General features: G+C 52.9%; 19 protein-coding genes and 3 tRNA genes. 14 read left to right on the top strand and 8 right to left on the bottom strand.

Translation table 11 applies throughout. The features are described 5' to 3' along the window. Positions 1–36: 36 nt before the first annotated feature. Positions 37–645 carry a M48 metallopeptidase family protein gene (locus tag QMQ05_RS10470; protein WP_345469823.1) on the top strand — a complete coding sequence of 203 codons (609 nt, stop codon included), beginning with the start codon at positions 37–39 and terminating at the stop codon, positions 643–645. Between the two features lie 65 nt (positions 646–710). Here QMQ05_RS10470 and QMQ05_RS10465 read toward each other — a convergent pair whose 3' ends face one another. Further along, positions 711–2,153: a zinc-dependent metalloprotease gene (locus tag QMQ05_RS10465; RefSeq protein ID WP_345469821.1), complete on the bottom strand. Its 1,443-nt coding sequence runs from the start codon at positions 2,151–2,153 to the stop codon at positions 711–713. Between the two features lie 181 nt (positions 2,154–2,334). Between QMQ05_RS10465 and QMQ05_RS10460 the strand changes: the two genes are divergently transcribed. The 5 genes from QMQ05_RS10460 (at position 2,335) to QMQ05_RS10440 (ending at position 7,341) form a co-directional block, all read left to right on the top strand. Then, positions 2,335–3,453, top strand: a complete 1,119-nt coding sequence (locus QMQ05_RS10460) for a YlbL family protein (RefSeq protein WP_345469819.1) — start codon at positions 2,335–2,337, stop codon at positions 3,451–3,453. A gap of 126 nt (positions 3,454–3,579) precedes the next feature. Beyond that, positions 3,580–6,615 carry a UPF0182 family membrane protein gene (locus QMQ05_RS10455; RefSeq protein ID WP_345469817.1) on the top strand — a complete coding sequence of 1,012 codons (3,036 nt, stop codon included), beginning with the start codon at positions 3,580–3,582 and terminating at the stop codon, positions 6,613–6,615. A gap of 60 nt (positions 6,616–6,675) precedes the next feature. Then, positions 6,676–6,749, top strand: a tRNA-Met gene (locus QMQ05_RS10450). A gap of 262 nt (positions 6,750–7,011) precedes the next feature. Continuing rightward, positions 7,012–7,085 (top strand) — tRNA-Met (locus QMQ05_RS10445). 182 nt (positions 7,086–7,267) lie between these two features. Beyond that, positions 7,268–7,341 (top strand) — tRNA-Met (locus QMQ05_RS10440). A gap of 123 nt (positions 7,342–7,464) precedes the next feature. Here the strand turns inward: QMQ05_RS10440 and QMQ05_RS10435 are convergent. Together QMQ05_RS10435 and QMQ05_RS10430 are read right to left on the bottom strand one after the other, a co-directional pair. After that, a complete protein-coding gene (locus QMQ05_RS10435; RefSeq protein ID WP_345469815.1) occupies positions 7,465–8,196 on the bottom strand; it encodes a PspA/IM30 family protein in 732 nt (243 codons plus the stop codon). A gap of 70 nt (positions 8,197–8,266) precedes the next feature. Next, positions 8,267–10,324, bottom strand: a complete 2,058-nt coding sequence (locus QMQ05_RS10430) for a TPM domain-containing protein (protein WP_345469813.1) — start codon at positions 10,322–10,324, stop codon at positions 8,267–8,269. Between the two features lie 240 nt (positions 10,325–10,564). On the opposite strand from QMQ05_RS10430, the gene QMQ05_RS10425 reads away from it, so the two are divergent. From QMQ05_RS10425 to QMQ05_RS10410, 4 genes are all read left to right on the top strand, one after another. After that, entirely contained in the window at positions 10,565–12,148 is a 1,584-nt protein-coding gene (locus QMQ05_RS10425) for a S1C family serine protease (RefSeq protein ID WP_345469811.1), read from the top strand. A gap of 186 nt (positions 12,149–12,334) precedes the next feature. After that, the gene (locus tag QMQ05_RS10420; protein WP_345469809.1) at positions 12,335–13,156 is read left to right on the top strand and encodes an electron transfer flavoprotein subunit beta/FixA family protein; all 822 of its coding nucleotides are present in this window, start codon (positions 12,335–12,337) and stop codon (positions 13,154–13,156) included. A 12-nt stretch (positions 13,157–13,168) separates the two neighbouring features. Next, entirely contained in the window at positions 13,169–14,113 is a 945-nt protein-coding gene (locus QMQ05_RS10415) for an electron transfer flavoprotein subunit alpha/FixB family protein (RefSeq protein ID WP_345469807.1), read from the top strand. After that, positions 14,110–14,871, top strand: coding sequence for a PIG-L deacetylase family protein (locus QMQ05_RS10410; protein ID WP_345469805.1), 762 nt, complete (start codon positions 14,110–14,112; stop codon positions 14,869–14,871). Before QMQ05_RS10415 ends, QMQ05_RS10410 begins: the two co-directional genes overlap by 4 nt. Positions 14,872–14,968: 97 nt before the next feature. Here the strand turns inward: QMQ05_RS10410 and QMQ05_RS10405 are convergent, their stop codons facing one another. The 3 genes from QMQ05_RS10405 to QMQ05_RS10395 form a co-directional block, all read right to left on the bottom strand. Beyond that, complete coding sequence (locus tag QMQ05_RS10405) at positions 14,969–15,535, bottom strand: anti-sigma factor (RefSeq protein ID WP_334123195.1); 567 nt, start codon at positions 15,533–15,535, stop codon at positions 14,969–14,971. A 123-nt stretch (positions 15,536–15,658) separates the two neighbouring features. Beyond that, a complete protein-coding gene (locus QMQ05_RS10400) occupies positions 15,659–16,120 on the bottom strand; it encodes a tRNA (cytidine(34)-2'-O)-methyltransferase (protein ID WP_345469802.1) in 462 nt (153 codons plus the stop codon). A 44-nt stretch (positions 16,121–16,164) separates the two neighbouring features. Continuing rightward, entirely contained in the window at positions 16,165–17,013 is an 849-nt protein-coding gene (locus QMQ05_RS10395; protein ID WP_345469800.1) for a J domain-containing protein, read from the bottom strand. A 135-nt stretch (positions 17,014–17,148) separates the two neighbouring features. Between QMQ05_RS10395 and QMQ05_RS10390 the strand changes: the two genes are divergently transcribed. Next, positions 17,149–18,078: a diacylglycerol/lipid kinase family protein gene (locus QMQ05_RS10390; RefSeq protein ID WP_345469798.1), complete on the top strand. Its 930-nt coding sequence runs from the start codon at positions 17,149–17,151 to the stop codon at positions 18,076–18,078. Here the strand turns inward: QMQ05_RS10390 and QMQ05_RS10385 are convergent. Next, the gene (locus QMQ05_RS10385; protein ID WP_345469796.1) at positions 18,068–18,805 is read right to left on the bottom strand and encodes a pyrimidine reductase family protein; all 738 of its coding nucleotides are present in this window, start codon (positions 18,803–18,805) and stop codon (positions 18,068–18,070) included. The two genes, QMQ05_RS10390 and QMQ05_RS10385, sit on opposite strands and share 11 nt — an antisense overlap. A 14-nt stretch (positions 18,806–18,819) precedes the next feature. Then, a complete protein-coding gene (gene folP / locus QMQ05_RS10380) occupies positions 18,820–19,746 on the bottom strand; it encodes a dihydropteroate synthase (RefSeq protein WP_434063138.1) in 927 nt (308 codons plus the stop codon). Positions 19,747–19,861: 115 nt separating this feature from the next. On the opposite strand from folP, the gene QMQ05_RS10375 reads away from it, so the two are divergent. From QMQ05_RS10375 to mnmA, 3 genes are read left to right on the top strand one after another with little or no spacing between them, the layout of a single operon-like run. Next, positions 19,862–20,674, top strand: a complete 813-nt coding sequence (locus QMQ05_RS10375; RefSeq protein WP_345469792.1) for a hypothetical protein — start codon at positions 19,862–19,864, stop codon at positions 20,672–20,674. 26 nt (positions 20,675–20,700) lie between these two features. Continuing rightward, positions 20,701–21,936, top strand: coding sequence for a cysteine desulfurase family protein (locus QMQ05_RS10370; RefSeq protein ID WP_345469790.1), 1,236 nt, complete (start codon positions 20,701–20,703; stop codon positions 21,934–21,936). Next, positions 21,933–23,069, top strand: coding sequence for a tRNA 2-thiouridine(34) synthase MnmA (mnmA, locus tag QMQ05_RS10365; RefSeq protein ID WP_345469788.1), 1,137 nt, complete (start codon positions 21,933–21,935; stop codon positions 23,067–23,069). The genes QMQ05_RS10370 and mnmA overlap by 4 nt, the downstream gene beginning before the upstream one ends. Positions 23,070–23,085: the final 16 nt, after the last annotated feature.

Genomic DNA, 23,085 nt, shown 5'->3' with positions numbered 1-23,085 from the left:
AACTTTGCCGATAAGCGTGTGTAAGGACCAACCGCAATGCCTGCTTCCCCCAGAATCTTCGAATTTGTGTCTCCGGATGATATTCCGGTACGGGTGGAACGATCTACCAAAAGACGAAAGACGATCTCATCACAATGGCGCGATGAAACCCTGATTATTCAGGTTCCGGCGGCGCTAGATGAGAGAACTGAACGATCCTTTGTTGAGGAGATGCTCAAAAAATATCGGAATGGGCGACAGCGGCGCGATGCGAGGCATACCGACAGTGCTTTAGAACGCAGAGCCCATGAACTGGATCAGCACTACTTTGATGGTTCTGCCTCTCCAACGACAGTACGCTGGGTTACCAATCAAAATAAACGTTGGGGTTCAGCCTCGTACCAACAACGAAGCATTAGACTCTCATCAAAGCTTCAGCAGATGCCGACATGGGTTCGCGATTACGTCTTAGTTCATGAATTGGCGCACTTAGCTTCGCCTCGCACTGGACATGGTCCTGAGTTTCAGAAACTGCTCAATAAGTTTGAACGACGCAGCGAGGCAGATCTGTATCTTGAGGCGTTTCATGCAGGCTATAGCTCCTATGCCAAAGAGCAGGGCCGGCCAGCTGATGAACTTGAAGGTTTCGGCGACGACGTTGGATAGAGACATCGGATAGCACAGTGGGGAGGAACGCTATAGCGTTCCTCCCCACTGTTGAGATCCGGCGGTTATTTCTCGGGGTCTTCGGGCGAATTCGGATCTGTTGGCTTGCCGGAATCGTCGCCATCTGTCAGAGGATCAACATTGTCAAAGTCTCCTGAAAGAAGTTTGTCTAGGGCTGCATCGAAGTCATCAAATTCTGTATCAGCCAATTCACGGCGTTCAGTGAAAGTGGTTGGATTCTTGAGGTCTTCACCGGTGGGCATGAGATCTGGGTGATCCCAAACGGCGTCGCGCCCATCGATCCCGCGTTCCTCGTATAGGTGTTGCCACAAAGCAGCAGCCTCACGAAGTTTACGCGGACGTAGTTCCAAACCAACCAATGAAGCAAAGGCCGATTCTGCCGGGCCGCCAGAGGCGCGACGTCTGCGCATGGTTTCACGCAGGTGCGCAGCAAAAGGCAGGTTTGCAGCTGCCAATGAAACTACGTGATCGACCCAACCTTCAATGAGGGCAAGAGTCAATTCGAGATTTTCAAGCGCCTTCTCCTGCTGAGCAGTTCGTTGTGGCGTGAACAGGCCCTCGCCCAACATGGACTGCAAAGCTTCTGGGTTTGATGGGTCGATGTCGCGAACAGCTTCTTCGATTCGAGACATATCAATGTGAATGCCACGAGCATAAGATTCAACCGCGCCAATCAGTTTGGAACTCAACCACGGGACACGGGCAAATAGTCGGGCATGTGCGTTTTCACGAAGGATGATGTAGAGCAGGACTTCCTGTTCTGGGATTTCTAGCCCCTCGCCAAACTTTGCTACGTTGGTGGCGATGATTCCTGGGGTGCTTCCTGCGAGAGGAAGTCCAATATCGGTTCCACCAAGGACATCCGTGGCCAGTCCGCCAAGTGCAGTACCTAGCTGCATGCCGAACATGCTGGCTCCAAGATTTCGGAACATACCGTCAGAGTTGGCCAGCATTCCCTTCATCTCTTCAGGGATCTGTTCTTTCATGGCGGCGGTGATCGCCGTTGCTACCGACTCAGCAACTGGCTCGGTGACCTGTTTCCAGGTACCCAAGGTCTTGTCGTACCAACGCTTACGTGTCCACGCTTCGGTCACTTGGCCGTTGGATTCGAACGTCGTTGAGTTGTTCAACCACAAGTCAGCCAGATTCGAGGCATCCTTGATTGCGCTCTGACGCGATTCTGAAACGGAAGGATCATCGCTGGCGTAAGCCTGCAATGCAGTATCAGAGGCAAGCTTCCAGTTCACCGGACCCGACGAAGCATTGTTGCTCATCATGGCCGACATCATGGCCTGGGCCTGTTGCATCATTTTTTGCATAGCTTCAGGGTCGCCCTGGGCTCCGAGTGCATCACGAAGCTGCGGAGGAAGATTATTGGGATCAAATCCGCCACCGAAGAGCTGACCAAACATGGCAGAAAAAGGATCCTGCTGATTGTTATCGTCGTCGTCGCCGTTGGGGCGGTTATTCGGGGGGTTCTGTGCCATGCCTTTAAAACTACCGTGCCTAGCTAATAGTTCCCATGAATATTGGAGACAGTTCGCTTTGGGCACACTGAATACGCCTTCTTGCTGATGCCTTTAGCGCCAAAGCTTCAGTAGGCTAAGAGTGGTGAAGTTCGCAGAAGCGGATCCACCTCTTTTTTGATAGTTGGCGGGAGCAAGAGCAGTGCACGAACGGGAACCACAAGACTCGACGAAAGCGCCTGGAGAATTTGGCCAAGCGCCTCAAGGTTCCAAAGGTATTAAACGAACCAGCGCTGGTGTCCTTGCACTTTTGCTGATCGGCATCATGATGTTCTTGCCCACCAATTTCATGATTCGTTCTCCGGGCCCGGTGTTTAACACTCTGGGCAAAGACGCTGATAACGGTAAAGATGTTATTTCGATTGAGGGGGAGAAGACGTACCCCTCGCAGAGCGAACTGGATCTTTTGACTATTTACGTTCAAGGAGGAGGTCAGAACCGCGTCACGATTCCGGTAGTCCTCGAGGCGCTTATCAATCCGGATAAGGACGTCGTTCCTGAAGAAACCATTATTTCGCATGACACTTCTTCGCAACAGCAAAGCGAACAGAATGATCAGATGATGACCTCCTCCCAGGATCAGGCCATTGCAGCAGCGCTAACTGAACTTGGTTATGACTTCAAAACATGGTTGGCCGTTGCAGATTTTTCCACCGAAACAAATAGCAAGACTTTGGAAAAAGGTGACTGTCTGCTGAAGTACAACGGTCAGAACATTAGTTCTCTCGAAGTGCTGAAGAAGTCACTAAACGCTAACGGCGACAAAGCTGCCGAACTCACTGTGGGCCGTAAAGATCAGCAAGGCAATTACAAAGACGTTGTTGTATCGGTGAAAGCTGACGACGTTGATGGAGAACGTCAACTCGGAATCTATCTGACTACCGAACATCAGTTCCCGATTGACGTTGAATTCGGCTTGCAAAATGTCGGTGGTCCTAGTGCGGGCATGATGTTTGCGTTGGGCATCATTGATCGTCTGACCGAAGGATCGCTGGCAGGAGATCATCACGTCGCAGGCACAGGTGAGATCTCGGCCGATGGGACAGTCGGTCCAATCGGTGGCATTGCCCAGAAAATGGTTGCCGCAAAAAATGCTGGTGCGACAGTTTTCTTAGCACCAGCCGATAACTGCAGTGACGTCGTGGGCCGGGTTCCGGACGGGTTGAACGTGCTCAAGATTTCAACCTTGTCTCAAGCCCGGACAGCACTAACGAAAATTGCAGACGGCGAAGATCCTGCAAGTTTCGAGACATGTGAATAGGTTTAGCCCAGCGTCAGGGGAAGAATGTGATGCAAGGATCAAAACTTTTACTCGCTCATCTAAGAATTAGGTACACGAGTTCAGCCGCTGGAATCAGCAGCGAGAACCCAAGGTAAGGAATAGATAGTGTCAAACGGATCGGATAGTCCGTTCGGAGGCCCGCAGCGGCCTCGTGAACCGCAAAGGCCTTCCAGCCCATCTGGCAAGAAAGTGTCACCGCTGACATTGACCATCTTTGCGGTGGTCATTTTGGTCGCAGTCTTCGTTTTCTTGTCCAATTTCTATGCAGATATCCTCTGGTTTAACCAGTTGGGATTCTCGCAGGTCTACTGGACTGAACGCATCGCCAAATTAGTAATCTTCCTGATTGCTCTGGTGCTGATGGCTGTACCTATGTGGTTCTCGATGCGCAGCGCTTATAAGCATCGTCCAGTGTATGCGCCGAATTCGAATCAGACTGATTCGATGTCACGCTACCAATCCCAGTTGGAACCAATCCGTCGTTTCTTGATGGTTGGTATTCCACTGGTCGTTGGAATCTTCGCCGCAGTGGCTGTTGCTGGTCAATGGCAGACTGTTTTGCTCTTCTTTAATCAAACACCGTTCGGGAATAATGATCCTCAGTTCAATATGGACTTGAGCTTCTTCATCTTCTCGTTGCCGTTTATTGCACTCATCATTGGTTTCCTTGTTTCTGTGGTGCTCTTGAGTGGTGTTGCAGGACTGCTGACTCATTATCTCTACGGTGGAATCCGGGTTGAAGAACGCGGTGGCATCACCGTGGGTAAAGCAGCAAGGGTTCACACCGCCATTGTTGTTGCGGTGTTCCTGCTGCTTCAGGCAGTGAACTTCTGGATCGGTCAGTATGAGACGTTGACCGACCAATCAGGTCGTGTGGCCGGTGCGCTCTACAAAGATGTGCATGCAGTTATCCCTGCTCAGATGATTCTGGCAATTATTGCCATCCTGATTGCCATCACCTTCGCCATCGCCGCGTTTACTGGCCGTTGGAGAATTCCTCTGATTGGTACAGCGATGCTGGTTGTCACGATGATCGTAGTCAGCGGTGTATACCCGTTCTTGGTGCAGCAGTACCAGGTCGTTCCTTCGCAGCGAGAACTCGAACGCGACTACATCGACCGAAACATCGAGATGACTCGTTTGGCCTACGGCCTGGATGACGTTGAAGTCACAGACTACGATGCGAAGATCTCTACCGAGAAAAATGCTCTGGCTGAGGAAACGGCCACTACTGCCAACATTCGTTTGCTGGACCCTAACCTCGTTTCCACTGCCTTTGCTCAGCTGCAGCAGTTCCGCGGTTACTACACGTTCCCTAAGAACTTGAACGTCGACCGTTATGAAATCGATGGCAAGGTCGAAGACACTGTCATTGCTGCTCGTGAAGTCAACGTTGATCAGTCCGATACCTGGGTCAACCAGCACATTAACTACACTCATGGTTACGGGCTTGTCGCTGCTTACGGCAACCGCGTTGCTGCAGGTGGACGTCCAGACTTCATGCTGGGCGGTATTCCAACTTCAGGTGATCTGATCACCGATAAGGAATATGAGCCACGCATTTACTTCGGTGAGAATTCCCCAGAATACTCTGTGGTTGGTGGGCCAGATGAGGGCTGGACCGATCAGGAACTCGACCGTCCAGGTACTGGCGGAGAGAACCAGGATACGCGCTACACGTTCACCGGCAACGGTGGTCCGAACGTTGGCAACATGTTCAACCGTTTGGTCTACGCGCTGAAATTCGCGTCAACGGATCTTCTGTTGTCTCAACAGGTCAACTCCGATTCGCAAATTCTCTATGATCGTGACCCACGAGACCGTGTGAGCAAGGTAGCCCCATATCTCACTTTGGACTCCAGCGCGTACCCAGCAATCGTTGATGGACGCGTCCAGTGGATCGTTGATGCTTACACCACGTCGAACGACTTCCCATACGCGCAGCAGAAGCAACTTGATTCGGCCGTGACTGATTCTTTGACTAACGCGCAGGATCTGTCGATGACTGGACGGGTCAACTACATTCGGAACTCAGTCAAGGCAACGGTTGATGCCTATGATGGTTCGGTCAAGCTGTATGCCTGGGATACGGAAGATCCGATTCTGAAGTCGTGGCAGAAGGTTTTCCCTTCCTCCTACAAGCCGTTGTCGGATATGTCTGCTGACCTGATTGAGCATGTTCGTTACCCAGAAGACATGTTCAAGGTGCAACGTGAGGTCCTCACGACTTACCACGTGGATAACCCGGATGCCTTCTACGAGGCCAACGACGCGTGGGCAGTTCCAGATGACCCAACTTCTTCGACAGCCGGCGTGAAGCAGCCACCGTATTTCATGTCGCTGAAGATGCCGACACAAGATGAAGCTTCGTTCTCTTTGACATCGACATTTATTCCTGCGGCCGCTTCGAATGGGCAGCAGCGAAATGTCTTGTTTGGTTTCCTCTCGGCCTCCGCTGATGCTGGTTCGGAAGCCGGAGTGAAGTCCGAGGACTACGGAAAGCTCAGGCTGCTCGAACTTCCGCGAGACACCGCAGTTCCTGGTCCAGGTCAGGCACAGCAAAACTTCGATACCAATACCCGTGTGACCCAGGAGCTGAACCTGCTCAGACAGGGTGCTTCGCAGGTCAAGAACGGTAACCTGCTGTCTTTGCCTGTCGGTGGCGGTATCCTCTACGTCCAGCCGGTATATGTTCAGTCCTCAGGCCAAACAAGCTACCCAACGCTGCGTAAGGTCCTGGTCTCCTTTGGCGATCAGGTTGGCTTCGCCGATACATTGGCTGAAGCACTCGACGAAGTGTTTGGTGGTAACTCGGGCGCTGTGACCGGTGAAACCGAAGGTGTTTCGCCAGATGACACTTCTGATGGCGAAAAGACTCCCACGCAGTCTAATGAAGAGAAACTATCGACGGCTCTCTCGGATGCTAATGCGGCAATCAAGAAGGGCCAGGAAGCACTGGCCAATAACGACTTCGCTGCCTATGGCGAAGCGCAGAAGCAGTTGCAAAGTGCACTGGACCGCGCAATGGAAGCTGATGCTGCGATTAATGGCACCACGGTTGACGGGGAAGTGAAGCTGGATGAAAACGGCGCCACCGAGTCACCGCAGCCTTCGGCCACCAGCGAAGGCACCCAAGGGTAAGCAACCACGAGCCATACGATTTGCTTTCACTCCGCGATGATGCAAGAATTGTCTAGTCATCGCGGGGTGGAGCAGTTCGGTAGCTCGCCGGGCTCATAACCCGGAGGTCAGAGGTTCAAATCCTCTCCCCGCCACGAAAGCCGAAAATGGAGATCCGAGAGGGTCTCCATTTTTGCTTATCTGGCAGAGAGACGAAACCTGGGGCCACGAGATCCGACCTTTGGGTGTTCCGTCCGGCACCTGACCAAACTGGTAGCGCGAGGGGAGCGAAGGCGTACAGCTGAACATTGGGCGCCCGTGATCCCACGATCTTTTGACCAATGAACATCTTGCGATCAAGGTCACTCTCCTCAATTGGATATTGAGTTCATCAGTTGGTAATGTTGTATTTACCGACGCGGGGTGGAGCAGTTCGGTAGCTCGCCGGGCTCATAACCCGGAGGTCAGAGGTTCAAATCCTCTCCCCGCCACGAAAGTGGAAATGGAGATCCGAAAGGATCTCCATTTTTGTTTATGCGGATATTTCAGTTGCGGCACTCGCGCCGGCATCGTGAAGAGTTCTGACAGTCTTACCCGAACGGGCCGGGTGATAAAGGACACCGTCTCTCAATTAGCCAAGTCATTCACTGATTGGTAATGTTGTATTTACCGACGCGGGGTGGAGCAGTTCGGTAGCTCGCCGGGCTCATAACCCGGAGGTCAGAGGTTCAAATCCTCTCCCCGCCACGAAAGTGGAAATGGAGATCCAAAAGGATCTCCATTTTTGGTTTAAGGCATTAAACAATCGGTGGTGTGCCGGCACTCTGCACCAACACACCACCGAAAGATACGAACTACGAGCCCGCCGCCCTAGCCTTCGATTGCTCCAGCCTGCTTGGACTTCAAAGCAGCAAGACGAGCTTCAACCTCGGTCTGCTCGCCCAAATCTTCCAAAGACTCAAACTGGGCATCCAAACTTGAAGAAGCGAGCTCAGCAGCTCCTCGTACCCGAGCCTCTTCGCGTCGCACCTTTTCCTCGAAGCGTCCAATCTCGCTGGTAGGGTCCATGATGTTCACGGCCTTGACAGCTTCATTGACCTGATTTTGTGCGTGCGCTGCCTTCGAACGGGCGATCAATTCATCGCGCTTGCTTGCCAGCTCCGTGCGCTTTTCCTTCATCTGGTTCAGGCCGGTCTTCAGCTTGTCCACGATTTCGCGCTGGGAGGCAAGAGTCGGCTCCGCGGACTTCATCTCGGATTCAGCCTGCATCTGACGCTGGATGGCAACCTTGGCCAAATTATCAAACTTGGCGGCATCATCGGTCTTGCCAGCGGAGCGGAACTCATCGGCCTTGTTTGACGCGGCGAGGGCCTTGTTACTCCATTCAGCGACGGCTTGTTCGTCTTCACGGTAGTCGTCCTCCAGCATGCGCAGGTTACCGATAGTCTGGGCGATGGCCTGTTCGGCTTCGGCAATGTTGTCGTTGTAGTCGCGCACCATCTGATCCATCATTTTTTGCGGATCTTCTGCTGAGTCCAGCAGGGCATTGATGTTTGCTTTGGCTAGTTGTGAGATACGTCCGAAGATTGATTGCTTGGTCATGATTGGACCTTTCTGTTAGTCAAAATATCGCTGATAGTGCAAGAACTGCTGGTCAATCTATATCGACTGGTTAGAAGTTACCTCCGTCGCCTCCATCGAAGTCACCTCCTCCAAATCCGCCACCGCCACCGCCGAAGCCACCGAAGCCGCCACCGCCGAAGAAGCCGTCGTTGCCTCCAGAATGGCCACCACTGTGATGACCACCGCCGAGGATCGTGTTGATGAGAATGCCGCCGAGGACAGCACCACCTACCCCGTCGAATACGCCGCCACGACCTCGGCCGTAACCACCCATTCCTGGGCCGTTACCGAACCCATCGAAGCCGCTGACATCGTTTTCGGCCATTTGAGCGGCCTGATCCGCTAACTGAATGGAGCGTTGTGCTGCAGCAACTGCACGAGCAGGGTCCGAGTTTGCAAAGGAATGTGCTTCGTCCAAAGTTCGTTGGGCTTCGGCTAGACGCGTACGTGCCGATGCTCGGACGCCACCTCGACGTGCACGGATGTAGTCATCGGTGCCGTTGATACGGGAAGCCGCGGTGTGCAAGAGGGACTGCAACTGATCGCGGGCTGCCTGAGCCTGTTGGGCACGGTCTCGCAAGCCTGTCAAAGCTTGAGATAGGGGAGTGGTTGCCTCGTCCAGCAGTGTGATCAGGGCCAGAGGATTGTATTTGCCGCTAGCGGTAGCCTGCCGTGCAGTCCCGAGGGCACTTTCAACCCCTGCGATAGGACCTGCAAGGTCCGAACCGGTGCCGGATGCGAAAGTGGCTTTTGCTTGCGCAAGATCACGTTCGGCCAAAGCGATGGCTGCTCGAAGATCTTGTTCTGCTTGTTGCAATGACTCGTCTGCTTTTTTGATGGCTTCCAGTAGCACGTCGGCTTGGTCCTGTGCTTCTTCGGCATTCTGTATCAATACCGCGGCGTCCGACCGGTTAGTCGTAAGTTTTTCTGAAGCTTGCTGTAGAGCCGAGGCAGCAAAGGTTAGGCGTTCACCGGCCTGTTGCGCGTTGTCCTTGATTTGGCTCACTGCGCTTGGGTCGTATTTATTCGACAACTGCTCCAAGTCAGCTACGCGGGCAGACAGTCTCTGATTTAGCGGCTCTTGATTTGCTTTGATTTCAGCAATTCGAGCTTCAGCATTCTGTTCGAGCTGTCGCAGTGCCTTGAATTCGTCGGCGTGGGACTGCAAGGTCTGATTGACTTCTTGGCAACGGTTGATGATTTCGTTGAGCCATGAACGCTGGTCTGTTTCAGTATCAGGAATGTCGTCGTCCAACTGCTGCTGTAATCGGAACGACTCCGTGAGGTGTTCTTTGGCCTTAGACAAATCTTGGACAAAGACGGCAACTGATTCTTTTCCGTATTGAGCCTCAGCAAAACCCAGTTCTTGCTGCGAAGAACGAATGGAATCGTCGGCAGCAACAAGCAGCTGATCGGCCTGCAAGCGAAGCTGATCCAAGGGGATCAGAGGTTGCTGTGGTGCAGGGCTTCCCGGCATGCCGGGGTAGCCATTTTGCTGTGGTGGCAACGTCTGAGTATTTTTCCGGCTTCGACGTGAGAGCAGGAAGTATCCACCAACGGCCAGGGCAGCAATCACCAACAGAATAGTCACGAAGCTTCCTCCACCAGACGAACTTCCGGTTGCACTTCCACTTTCGGCATTTCTGATCCCTTCAATAGCCCCATCGGCTGCTCCGACCCAGTCACTATTGCCGAGCGCTGGGCTGATTAGTGATTGGTAAATCTTCGAGTCTTCATCTTTTAGAGATCCCTTGTCCGAGGCAGCAAAGTACGCCTGGCGGGTCTGGGTAGCAACCGTGAGAATGACATCAGATTTCCCTAGACCTTTCTTCTCTGCGACAGCTTGGGTCCATTCATCTGATTTTGTTGGGTTGGAGAATTCATCAACGTAGACAAGGAATAGGCTGAAGCCAGTATCGTTACGAAGTTCCTTGATTTCCTGTTCGAGTCGAGCTTCGTCAGAGCTGAGCACACCGGAATTGTCGATAACGAAGTCGCCCGGCGGGATGGTAACCGGTGACTCGGCCAACGCTGGCGTAGCTACCCCTAGAGAAATCGCCGAGGCTACTAATGCACCGGTCAAGAATTTGCGAGTCTTCATTCCCATGTCGTGTTCCCGCCTGAAAACCTAAGTCAAACTAAAATCAGGATGTACCCGATCTGGTGTATCCAGAGATTGGATTCACACTTAGAATTGATTCTATTTGGCCTAATGAAGCTCGTCTACGACATTCAGCTGCCAGAATAGTTAACTCACAGGGGATGCAAAGTCACCACAATTCGATGCCACAGACCAAACCTGAATAATTAATCACAAGAGATTCGACAGTTCGAAAGAGGGCATGAAATGAGCCAGACCCCGAATGAGCCACGTGAAGAAAACTTGGGTGATTCTGCACGGCCATCAAACAACGAGAGCACTCCTGCTGGCGGTTCCAATGAACCAACAGCACGCTACCCTCGACTGAACCAAGCGCAGAGCAACGGACAGCCCGCCGGAGATAACTACGCTTCGTCGCCACGCACTGAGCCAATCAACTCATCGACTCAGCAAGCCGGAGTTTCTCAGCCGGCAGCTTCTTACCAGTCGCAGCACAGCGCCTCTCATGTCAATCAGTCCAACTCTCCATACGGTGCACCATATGCTGGCGGGACTACCACGCAGACAACCTATCCGGTGCCTCCAGAGAAGCAGCCTAAGGGTACGAAGCGTTTTGCTGGAAGCACTCTGATTGCTGGCATGGTTGCAGCAGCGCTCATCGGCGGTGCCACCGCCGCCGGAACTACCTACTTGCTACACGATGGCAGCAGCACCACCGCCTCGGGAAGCTCAACCACGCAGCAGGGCGTGGTGATCAACAACCCGGATAAAGTCACCGAAGTCACCGCAGCAGCAGCTAAGGCAAGTCCGAGCGTGGTCACCATCGAAGTATCGGGCAACGGTAGTAGCGGATCTGGTTCGGGCATTGTGCTAGATGACAAGGGAAACATCCTGACCAATACCCACGTTGTTACCCTCGGTGGCGAAGTTGCTGACCCTACGATTACCGTTCAGATGAATGACGGTACCGTACACTCGGCCAAGGTTGTAGGAACTGACCCGCTATCGGATCTGGCAGTCATCAACATCCAAGCTGATGGACTTGTTCCGGCAACCCTGGGTTCGTCTGCCGACTTGAATGTCGGAGATACGGCAGTAGCGATTGGTGCACCACTGGGCTTGAGCGGAACGGTGACCGATGGCATTATCTCGACGCTGAATCGAACTATTTCCATCGCATCGTCGGCTGTTCCGGATAGTAGCGACCAATCCAATGGCGATAATGGAAGCCAATTCAACTTCCAGTTCCCAGGTCAAGGAGAGCAACAGCAGCAACAGCAAACCCAGTCCAGCGGTTCTATCTACGTCAATGTCATCCAGACCGACGCAGCAATCAACCACGGTAACTCGGGTGGTGCGCTAGTGAACGCTAGCGGAGAAATCATTGGTGTGAACGTAGCAATCGCATCTTCAGGTTCTAGTTCCAGTTCCAGCGATGAAGGTGGCTCAATCGGTGTCGGATTCGCGATCCCGATTGACTACGCAAAGCGCGTGGCTGAGGAATTGATTGCGAATGGTTCAGCAACTCACGGCCTGCTCGGAGCTACGGTCACTGCTCAGGGTGCCGAGGACAACGGCCAACAAAGCACTTCATCCTTCTCTGTTGGTGCCAAAGTTGTTGAAGTGAGCTCCGGCTCGGCAGCTGAAAAGGCTGGTTTGAAGTCCGGTGACGTGATCACCGGGGTTAACGGACGGACAGTGAGCGATTCGCAAACCGTGACCGCGGCTATTCGTGAAATTGCGGCCGGCGGCCAAGCTGAAATTCGTTACCTGCGTAATGGTAAAGAAGAAACTGCGACGGTTACCGTCGGGACGTTGTCAAATGACTAAATAAGTCTTCATAATGACGCAGTGAAGTGAGTGACGCAGGCTGGTGATGAACCAGCCTGCGTCACTTCTTGCACTTTCGGCGATAAAGAACGAGTGAATCGTGATGTGTCGATACGATAGTGAGTGAATAAAAAGTCTGGCAGTGCCCAAGTGCCGCTGGATATGAAAGTTTGTAGGAAGGCTCGAATGACCGAGGAAACCACAGCGCCGCTAAAAATAGTGGTGTTGGTAAAACATGTTCCAGATGTCCAATTTGATCGTCACATCGACTCTGACACTCTGCGTCTTGACCGTTCGGAATCCGTTCTCTCAGAACTGGACGAATATGCGGTAGAAGCGGCCGTTGCCCTTGTCGAGGCACAGGGCGGGTTCGCGGCTGGGCATGAGGTCATTGCAGCAACAATGGGTGGCAAGAGCGCAAGCAATTCAGTAAAGAGAGCCTTGCAAATGGGCGCAAGCTCAGGGATCCATCTTAATGACGATGCTCTGGCGGGGTCAGATACCGTAGCTACTTCTAAGGCACTGGCTGCTCTTATTGAGCATGTTGGTGCGGTTGATCTTGTTGTTACTGGCATGTCGTCTACGGACGCTGAGACGTCTGTTGTTCCAGCGCAGCTGGCTGAACGTCTGAATTTTGCCCAGCTGACTCACGCTTTGGCCATCGATTTTGATGGTGCCAGCCGAGAGGTGACCATTCGACGAGACCATGCTGAACGCACCTTGAGCCTGGCAGCAACTTTGCCAGCAGTTTTGTCGGTGACAGATCAGGCTAATGAACCTCGGTACCCGAACTTCAAAGCGATCATGGCCGCGAAGAAAAAGAGCATCACTGAAGTCAGCTTGGCAGACATCAGTCTGAGCGCTGCTGAAGTCGGCACCGCAGGCTCCCGAACCTCCGTCCTCAACGCAACTGAGCGACCAGCCCGTGAAGCCGGAACGGTCATAAACGACAGCGGCCAGGCTGGAATTGCCCTGGTCGATTTCTTGGCCGAACAGAAGCTGATCTAAGGAATATCGAACATGCCTTCAGCACTAGTATTTTTCAATGAACTTTCCGATGTTCCTTCCAAGGCACAACGAGAACTGCTCACCCTTGCTTCGCGTTTTGATCAGTCCACGTTGGCTGTCGCATCTGAGGTTTCGCAGGATGCCCAGAACGTCGTCGCTAATTACGGGTTGAGCAAGCTTCTCGTTGCACCAAGTCAAGGCGACATATTTGTTGATCACGCACTTTCAGTTCTTGAAGCTGCCGTGAAGCAGAGCGCTTCCGACGTAGTCTTAGTGGCTAACGACAATTTCAACCGAGAAGTCGCTGCTCGTATGGCGGTACGTCTTGATGGCGCAGTGATCACGGACGCCATAGACGTTGCAACCGATCTTGTAGTAACGAAAGATGAATTGGCTGGTAGCTACAGCGCTCAGGCGCAGTCAACCGGTGGAACGTTATTTGTCTCGGTGAAACCGAACAGTATTGACGATGATCCACAAAGCTCCGGACAGCAGCTAGAAGTTCAGAATTTAGCAATTCAGTCTGCTACGGCAGCGCAAGTTCGCGTCGTTGCCACCGAAGCGAAAGCTGTTTCTGATCGACCGAAATTGACCGAAGCACGCGTCGTAGTTGCCGGCGGTCGTGGCGTTAACGGGGACTTTGGCCCAGTCGAGGACCTTGCAGACGCACTTGCAGGTGCAGTTGGTGCATCGCGTGCGGCGACAGATGCTGGGTGGATCACCCATGACGCCCAGATCGGCCAGACCGGTGTCACGGTTTCACCGCAGTTGTTCATCTCTGCCGGTATCTCGGGGGCGATCCAACAGAAGGCTGGCATGCAGACCAGTAAGTGCATCGTGGCCATCAATAAGGACGTTGACGCTCCCGTTTTCGAAATTGCTGATTTTGGTATTGTTGGCGATCTATCCAAGGTTCTTCCGCAGGCTGCAGAAGAGATTCGACGCCGCCAAGCATGATCAACACAGTTGAATTTTTCGGTGAAAAAACCGAACGAGTCCTCGCCTTTGGCGCACATCCAGATGATCTGGACTTCGGTGCAGCCGGCACTATTGCTGCATTTACGGCCGCCGGTATCGAGGTGCAGTACTGCATCATGACCGATGGTGATGCCGGTGGTTTTGATGATAGGGATCCACAAGAAACTGCCCTTTTGCGCCATGCTGAGCAGGAGCAGGCTGCGCTTAAGGTAGGTGTGAAAACCGTACACTTCTTAGGAGAACGCGACGGTTATCTAGAACCTAGCCACGACGTCATTCGAAAAGTTGTCCGGTTGATCCGTGAGGTGAAGCCGAGCATCGTGATGGCGATGCATCCAGAACGAAATTGGGACCGTATCCAACGTTCGCATCCAGATCATTTAGCGTGTGGCGAGGCAGTAACGCGCGCAATCTATCCGGCGGTGGAGAACCCGTTCGCTTACCCGGAACTGCTTCGTGAAGAAGGCCTGGAAGCGTACAAGGTGCCTTGGCTATGGCTCTATGGGGCGCCACGGGAACGCGAAAACGGTTTCGTTGATATCACGGATTACTTCGGTCAAAAGATGGACGCTTTGCGTGCCCATTTCACTCAGCATCCTGATGTCGCTGCTATGGAGCGGTTCGTGCACCAACAGTGCTCTGCTAACGGTCAACGTGCTCAGTTTGCTGAACGCCGTTTGGCTGAAGCGTTCCATCTCGTTGCGGTGAATGCTGACGATACTATCGCGGGATTCTGACGGCGTTTTACTTGAAACTCAAAAGGTGCCTGTGACCATAGAGGAAATTTTCCTCAATGGTCACAGGCACCTTTATTGTTGTGAATCGGATGTTCAGCTACGAACCTTGGCTAGGTTCCGCGCTGGAATCCTTGTTCAGCGGTAGGTCTACCGAAGCTTCTGTATCTTCGGAAGGAGCCGCAGGAGTATTTGAGCTCTCGACGGTGATGTGAATGGCAATAATGTCATCGGCAGGTGAGTACCCTGCCGAAGCATCCTCGCCATTGGTCTTGGTAATAACCGTCACGGATCCCGATTCGTGGATGGCCCAGGCAACATACTGCTCAGATTCTTCCAACTGTGGCAAAGAAGTTAGTTCTACGCCTATGGCGTTTTCTGACTTCGAGCTACTGAGGCTAGCGTGGCCGCCACTCTTGAGATCAACGACTTCTGTGACAGCGTCGCTGGCTTTCGAAGCCTTGGATGCCTTGGTTCCGCCATTGAGTAGGGAGACGATCACTAAAGCCAGAATGGCGATGATGACAACGCCTACGACAGCGAAAATCCAGCGTCGTGGTCTGGTTTTTCGTTCAGCTCGAGAACTGCTGGCCACATGGCTCACCAGATCTAGTCCCAGGTCTTCGTCCTGAGGCTCGTCGTGGTGCTGGGAATGGCTACCGTTCATTGTCTTGGATTCTCCCGAAAGGTCGTCGGCATAGTTCAATACCCGTAGAAACACGGGCACAGTAAGAGCCTACTTTATAAAGATTAGGTAAAGCTGTATACGGGGCAGTTGAATGCTGGTACTTTATGCGCCCGCAAATCCGTGTTGGCGCCAAGCCTCGTAGGTCACGATCGATGCGGTATTCGCTAGATTCAGTGATCGTCTTCCTTCGAGCATGGGCAGTCGTACCAAGTTGGTGACTCGTGGATGTTTCTTGTCTTCGGAGCTAAGTCCGACTGACTCTTTACCGAATAGGAAGATATCGCTGGGATCATAGCTAAGATCCGTGTAGAGTTTTTTGCCTTCAGATGTAAAGGCAAAGACACGACCCTCACCAAGTGCTTCAAAGGCAGCATCGAGATTTTCATGGACCGTGACATTAGCTAAGTCATGATAGTCCAACCCTGCGCGACGCAGGTTTGCATCTTCGAAATTGAAGCCTAGTGGCTTAACTAGATGTAGCTCGGCACCGGTAATGGCTGATAGACGAATGGCGTTTCCGGAATTACCCGGGATCTCTGGGGCGTTGAATACGATACGAAACACTTAACTAGTTTAAGCGGTGATCGGACGCTTTCTCGCCATTGAACTCAGTACATCGCCTCACGTAGACGAGCAATCGCCATGCGGTCGACAACATTTGGTGTAGGACCTGAGCCTAAGAACAACTTGAGCTCTCTGACGAGGCCGGCAGCATTCAACACGTTGGGTGTCGTTTCAAGAGTTGGATTAGCGTTGCGGTGATAGTCGACCACTGGCTCGTGTCGGTTGCCATTGGGAGACAAGACTAATGTGAATGCAACGACGTTCATCTGCATGTAGCTTTGTTGGAGAGCTGAAATGGAGAAAGCAGGAGGTTGAGTCAATTTGTTTCCATGACGCAATACATTGCCGTCGAAAGAGTAGTAGCCCTCTGGCAACGTCATCGTATTGATGACCGCCATGCGATATCCGGCAACAAGCACATGGTCGTAGTGGCCTCCATGCGGTGACACGAGGCCGTTAATCAGACGAGCAGCAGGCAGGACGTTGAGTACGTTCTTGCTGAGCAAATTGATGGTGTTTGCTTCACGTACCAGTCGTGCCTTGTTAGAAAAGAAGCCACGTTTACGAGGTTCTCCATGGATCTTTTGTGCAGAGAGCTCCTTGCTCAGTGCCGTGAAGGAGGCATCAGACAATGGCGGGACGTATTCCGTGGACATTTGAGCTTTTGGCTGCTGGGGCGATTTCCGCAGTCGTTCATCAAATGGGCGGGCCGAGAAGCCAGCTCGTGGCGCGTCTCCTGGCCGTTGGAAAGTCTGGTCATGTTCCAAAGGATTCGCCAGATCGCTAAGGTCTTGGAAGGCCTGCTGAACTTGCCGAAATTTTTCCTCACTACCGCCTAGATCAGGATGTGTTGCCCTAGCGGCTCGACGATAGGCAATTTTGATCTCTTCCATACTGGCTGATGAAGAAACACCAAGGATTTCGTACGGGCTCGGTGTGCTCATAGTCCAGATAGGTCCTCTCGGAAGTGAAGGCAGTGTGCCAGTGCATTCCAGTTTAGCTAATAGAGCCTGACAAATAATTGGGATGTGCGCTCCACCTCAGTAATCTCTATTCTCATGATGACCTTTGAACAGGGCGGGAAAGTCCGCATTGTTTTCCATCCGTTGGCCGGACGCGGCGTCGGTCGACAGCGCGCCCAAGACTTGGCTTCATCGCTGTCTGCGGTTGGTGTGGACAGCGAATTGATAGACGCCTCAAACCCTATTGAGAAGGATCACCAGAGAACACCAGTGGGGTGTCGAGCAATCGTTGTTGTGGGCGGAGATGGGCTGATCCATCGGACGCTTCCATACATTGTCGGTACCAGAATTCCAGTTGGAATACTGCCGGCGGGAAGTGGCAATGACCTTTGGAGGATGCTGGGACATCATAATCGAGCCGAGACTTTTGAAAGGATCGTTAGCTACTGTCGCCATGGTGGAAACACCGTGAAGGTTGATGTCCTGGAATTACGCTTCGAGGATTCGGCGTACTCAGCGAAATACGCCATTGGCGCAGTTTCTTGGGGCGCCGAGGCAAAGATTAATGCCGCCGCTAACAAATTGCCAAGGCAACTCGGAGCGCTCAGATATATTGTCGGACTGCTGCTTTCACTGCCAAAGTTGAAAAGTTTCTACAGCATGGTAACCACCGAGACACTGACATTTGAAGGTCAGGCTTTGGCGGCAAGCATTGCAAATATCCAAACCTTAGGCGGTGGAATTCGACTATTTCCGAAATCCAACTTTATGGACGGAACTGTGGAACTGAGCATGGTCAAAGGCACGAGAGTACTTCCTGTGCTGCCATCACTTGGGAAAATCTTGCGTGGAGATTCTCACCGTTGGAAGGTTAGCCAGCAGTTGTCCGCAGCGCGCGTGAAAACCCAACAAGACAGTTACTCAGACGGCGAATATGTGGGGACGGGCAACTTTGATGTTCGAGTACTCCCGGGAGCAATTGAACTTATTGATTGATCCGATAGTCGCAGAAAAGCATACTCTCTTCCTCCAACAACGAATTCAAGCTAAAGCGTTGGAAGGTCTGCTGGCTATACGCTGAAATGCGCATTCCCTCGCCAGCTACGAGAACAGGTGAGTAACTAAGACAAGCTGAGTCCACCATGCCTGCAGCAGCAAACTGTCCGAAAATGTGCGGTCCACCCTCACAATGAATGAAACCCAAACCACGACGGTTTAGCTGCTCAACAATCTCCTTGGGATCGCATCCTTCTTCCAACGACCCAACTTGAATTAACTCGACGTTTTTTCCATAGGAATCACGTTTCTCATCAGAAAGATCAACGGTGGTAAAGACCATGACTGGGACTGCAGACTGTTTGAAGATTTCTGCAGTTGGTTCCAAATGAAGACCAGCAGAGATTAATGCCAAAGCAGGATGAGCGGTTCGTCCATGAGCGAGGCGCCATTGCTGGTCTTGTTCTGAAACCAGGTCTCCCTCATAGCCCTCGGCACGAACAGTGCCGGCACCAACGACGATGACATCAGCCAGGCGACGAAGCAGGGCGAAAATTCGCTGATCTCCCTCGGAACCTAATTTTGCGGACAAACCATCGGCTTGGGCACTGCCATCGATGGAGCTGACAAAATTGAAGCGTACAAACGGTCGTTGGGCACTGTTGTAGCGATCCAGTAATTGCTCGTCGGTAACGTCAATACTTGATTCTGGCAGTAGTGCGCGCATCGGTATCGTTCCTTTTACTTGCTAGGTTCTCGCTCGGGATGAGCAGGAGGATTCACATCACCCATATTGTGGATCTGGTAGGCCGGTTCGCGCCAACCCTGGGTGGCTTCGATCAATCGAACGGTTTGCAAGGACTCGGGGATGTTGTGCATGCGCAGAATCCGGGCGCCGTTCATGGCACAAATCGTGGCAGCCACCATGGAACCCAGCGTGCGTTCAGCCTTGGGCAGATTCAAGGTTTCGCCGATGAAATCTTTATTTGAAACGGCGGCAAGCGCGGGGAAACCTAAATCAGCGAAGGCCTGGAAGTTTTTAGTGATCTCAAGTGTGTGTCGTGTGTTCTTGTTGAGATCGTGGCCTGGGTCCACGATGATTTTCGACGGCGAAATGCCAGCATCGATAGCCACGTGAACCTTGTCCTGCAAATACTGACGTATTTCCGCAACCACGTCCTCGTAGTGCGGTCGTGGATAAATTGTTCGGGGCTTTGCCAGAGAATGAGTAATCACCAGATGCACGTTATTTTTGGCAACCACTTCCGCCAATTCAGGGTAGGCCAAGCCCGTCGTGTCATTGATGACATCTGCGCCTGCCTCAATGGCTGCTTGTGCCACCTGTGGCTGGAAAGTATCTGCGGAAATAATTGCATTGCTGCGTTCGCGGACGGCTTTGATGACTGGAACAATTCGCTCAGCCTCTTCCTGCCATGCCAGTTCTGGGCCAGGGGAGAAGGGGACTCCGCCAATATCAACCCAGTCGGCGCCGTCTTCGATGGCTTGTAATGCAGCGTTCACTGCCTCATCGAGTCCGAAAGTAGAGCCAGCATCGTAGAAAGAATCGGGGGTGCGGTTGATCACCGCCATGATGGCAATTTTTCGGGAGAAATCGATGGTTTGCCGAGAAAACTCATGGATGGGTTCTAGTAGCTCAGGCATGAACATCGATGAAAACTCCCTTTGCAATTAAACGTCGCGGGTCACGAAGTATTTATTCATTCATACCACCGACCACACACCCAAAGCAGATTTCGTTCCGAGACCTCGATAGGCTAAGAGCATGCAGTTTTCACATATTTCAGCCGAACAGGGCCAATGGGTCGCTTTGGCTTGCTCTTCGGCGGATCCTTCGACCGTGGTGGCTCAGGTACCAGTAGGTTACGAACGTTACGTCCGCATTCTGCACCCGGCACTGGATGAAGACGATCAATTGGTCAGCTGGGGCACTGTTGCCAAGAGCCGCAACCACATCATCACTGCTGCCGATTTGTTTGAAACTGTGGCTGGTTTGGACGCGCAAGGTGACCCGGTAGAAGAGGACGCCTGGGTTGATACAGATTTGCCGTTGGACCAACTTCCGGAAGATCAATGGCAATCGCTGATTGATACCCTCACTGTCGACGAGCCGGAAGACCAGAAGTACGTTGTCGGCCTTTGGGCTGGGTATGCGTTCATTGAGGGCGGCGAAAGAATCCAGATTGAGCAAGAACCGGATCCGACGTTGAGCGATGAAGAGAACCGTGAGGCGTACGAAACTGCTTTGGCCCACGCCCAGAAACCAGCCTTTGGCCCCGAAGTTTTGAACTCTGCTCCACTGGAACTTGGCGGAGGCTACCGGAACTATCATTTGTTCGAGGCGGATGCGCAGTTCTTGGCAGAACCGCTGTGGGCCCAAACAGCGGATGGCGCACAACGTCAGCGGCCGGCATTGGCGTTTAGCGCCGATCATCGTTGGATGCTCTCGACCGAGCCCTACGATGACTGCACGATCCTTGGCGGACCAGCATCCCTCATCGAAGCAGTACTGAAAAACCCCAACCTTGAAACCATTGAGGTTGGCCAATTCACACGTATTGGCCATTCAAACGAGTGACTGTAAAGCCGTACCATTAAAGAGCTATGAATACTTCCGCCGTTTATTTAGATCACGCGGCAACCACAGATCTGAATCCTGCAGCTTTGGCTGCCATCACCGAGCAGTATGCGCTGACCGGAAATCCTTCGTCTTTGCATGGTGCCGGACGTCGCGCCAACCGAGTCGTAGATGATGCCCGACTCGCCGTTGCCCAGGCTGCTGGCGCGCACCTGAGCGAACTGATTTTCACTTCGGGCGGCACTGAATCTGACAATTTGGCTCTCAAAGGCCTGTTCTGGAACCGTGTTGCGACTAACGACCAGGCACGTACCATCGCGCTCACCGGAATCGAGCACCACGCAGTTTTGGATACTGCAATGTGGCTCGAAGAACACGAAAACGCAACGTTGCTCTGGCTCCCGGTTGATCATGACGGAGTCATCGATCTTGAAGCTACGGCATTACTGCTGGAACAACAGCACGAGCAAATTGCGCTGGCCACCTTGATGTGGGCCAATAATGAAGTTGGTACGGTGCAACCGGTAGCCGAGTTTGCTGCATTAGCATCCCAATACGGTATTCCCGTGCACTCGGATGCGGTACAAGCTTTCGGTGCAGTGGACGTGAATTTTGCTGAATCCAACCTTGCCACCATGGCCATTAGCGCCCATAAAATCGGTGGGCCGGTTGGAATTGGTGGATTGCTGGTGCGTCGAGACATTGTGCTTACCCCCGTGCAACACGGTGGTGGGCATGAGCGGAAATTACGTTCGGGGACATTGAACGCTGCAAGTGCCGCTGGTTTTGCTGCCGCTGCCACAGCCGTTCGTGCACAACTGAGCGAGGAAGCTTCTCGATTGAGTGAGCTTCGTGAATATGCGGTGCAACGCATTACCCAGTTGATTCCTGAAGCAGTGTTCAACGGTCCACGCGATGCAGCCAATGAAGGGAAACGACTTCCTGGGAATCTTCATTTCACATTCCCAGAATGTGAGGGTGACTCCTTACTCTTCCTCTTGGATATGTTTGGCATTGCTTCATCAACTGGCTCCGCATGCACCGCTGGCGTTCCCCAACCGTCACATGTTTTGCTGGCTATGGGGCGTGATGCAAGAAGTGCAAGAAGTGTGCAACGCTTCACATTGGGGCATACTTCGACGCGTTCTGACGTTGACGCATTAATAGACGCTTTGCCCGAAGCATATGCAAGGGCAAAGAAGGCTGGCATGGCAGCCGATGAAAGCAGTATCCACACGGCAGGAACAGGTTTTACACGATGAAGGTACTAGCAGCGATGTCCGGAGGCGTGGACTCGGCGGTAGCCGCAGCCCGCGCAGTAGAAGCCGGCCACGATGTCGTCGGCGTACACCTGGCACTCTCGCGCATGCCAGGCACCCTGCGTACAGGTTCGCGTGGCTGCTGCACGGTGGAAGACTCCAACGATGCGTGGCGTGCCTGCGACAAGTTGGGCATCCCGTTCTACGTGTGGGACTTCTCGGATCGATTTGCCGAAGACGTTGTCCAAGACTTCGTGGACGAATACGAAGCTGGACGTACCCCCAATCCTTGTATGCGTTGTAACGAGAAGATCAAGTTCGCAGCACTTCTGGAGAAGGCTCTGGCACTGGGCTTTGACGCGGTCTGTACCGGTCACTACGCCAAGGTTTTGCGCGACGAAGATGGCGCACCAGAATTGCATCGCGCAGCTGACTGGGCCAAGGATCAATCCTACGTTTTGGGCGTACTAACTCGCGAACAGTTGGAACACTGCATGTTCCCTCTGGCCGAAACACCATCAAAGGCCGAAGTACGTGCCGAAGCCGAAGCTCGTGGCCTGACGGTGGCCAATAAGCCAGATAGCTACGATATTTGCTTCATCCCCGATGGTGATACCCGTGGCTGGCTGGCAGAGCGCATCGAAATGAAGCCAGGCGAGATCGTCGACCACGAGGGCAACGCACTGGGTCAACACGAAGGCGCCCAAGCATTCACCGTGGGTCAGCGTAAGGGCCTGCGACTAGGGCGCCCGGCAGCTGATGGTAAGCCGCGCTTCGTCTTGGAGATCCGTCCGAAGGACAACAAGGTAATCGTTGGTCCGGAGGCTTTGCTCGCCGTTGATCAGTTGCGGGGAATTCGTATCTCCTGGGCTGGTGTTCCCATCGCTGAAGTATTTACCGGTGAGAAGTTCGACTGCATGGTGCAGGTTCGCGCTCATGGCGATCCCGTTCAAGCCGTGGCACATATGGAGCGTACCGAAGACGGCCAGGACAACTTGGTAGTTAACCTTCCTGAAGGGATGCGAGGAGTCGCTCCAGGGCAGACCATGGTGGTCTATCAAGGTAGCCGTGTCCTAGGCCAAGCTACCATTGACTCTGCACGATCCAGCGCCTGGGATCCTACCCAGGTCGGCTAGTGACTAAACACTAAAA

This window comes from Glutamicibacter sp. B1 (assembly GCF_039602135.1).
GTDB lineage: Bacteria > Actinomycetota > Actinomycetes > Actinomycetales > Micrococcaceae > Glutamicibacter > Glutamicibacter ectropisis.
The sequence above is the reverse complement of the archived record's forward strand: the minus strand, read 5'-3'. Positions and strand labels throughout refer to the sequence as shown.

Excerpts from the sequence above, each read along its gene's own strand:
- QMQ05_RS10375 (WP_345469792.1), top strand. The coding sequence starts at position 19,862 with ATGCAGTTTTCACATATTTCAGCCGAACAGGGCCAATGGGTCGCTTTG.
- mnmA (WP_345469788.1), top strand. The coding sequence starts at position 21,933 with ATGAAGGTACTAGCAGCGATGTCCGGAGGCGTGGACTCGGCGGTAGCC.
- QMQ05_RS10370 (WP_345469790.1), top strand. The coding sequence starts at position 20,701 with ATGAATACTTCCGCCGTTTATTTAGATCACGCGGCAACCACAGATCTG.
- QMQ05_RS10385 (WP_345469796.1), bottom strand. The coding sequence starts at position 18,805 with ATGCGCGCACTACTGCCAGAATCAAGTATTGACGTTACCGACGAGCAA.
- QMQ05_RS10425 (WP_345469811.1), top strand. The coding sequence starts at position 10,565 with ATGAGCCAGACCCCGAATGAGCCACGTGAAGAAAACTTGGGTGATTCT.
- QMQ05_RS10430 (WP_345469813.1), bottom strand. The coding sequence starts at position 10,324 with ATGGGAATGAAGACTCGCAAATTCTTGACCGGTGCATTAGTAGCCTCG.
- QMQ05_RS10415 (WP_345469807.1), top strand. The coding sequence starts at position 13,169 with ATGCCTTCAGCACTAGTATTTTTCAATGAACTTTCCGATGTTCCTTCC.
- QMQ05_RS10470 (WP_345469823.1), top strand. The coding sequence starts at position 37 with ATGCCTGCTTCCCCCAGAATCTTCGAATTTGTGTCTCCGGATGATATT.
- QMQ05_RS10420 (WP_345469809.1), top strand. The coding sequence starts at position 12,335 with ATGACCGAGGAAACCACAGCGCCGCTAAAAATAGTGGTGTTGGTAAAA.
- QMQ05_RS10395 (WP_345469800.1), bottom strand. The coding sequence starts at position 17,013 with ATGGAAGAGATCAAAATTGCCTATCGTCGAGCCGCTAGGGCAACACAT.
- QMQ05_RS10435 (WP_345469815.1), bottom strand. The coding sequence starts at position 8,196 with ATGACCAAGCAATCAATCTTCGGACGTATCTCACAACTAGCCAAAGCA.
- QMQ05_RS10410 (WP_345469805.1), top strand. The coding sequence starts at position 14,110 with ATGATCAACACAGTTGAATTTTTCGGTGAAAAAACCGAACGAGTCCTC.
- QMQ05_RS10405 (WP_334123195.1), bottom strand. The coding sequence starts at position 15,535 with ATGAACGGTAGCCATTCCCAGCACCACGACGAGCCTCAGGACGAAGAC.
- folP (WP_434063138.1), bottom strand. The coding sequence starts at position 19,746 with ATGTTCATGCCTGAGCTACTAGAACCCATCCATGAGTTTTCTCGGCAA.
- QMQ05_RS10465 (WP_345469821.1), bottom strand. The coding sequence starts at position 2,153 with ATGGCACAGAACCCCCCGAATAACCGCCCCAACGGCGACGACGACGAT.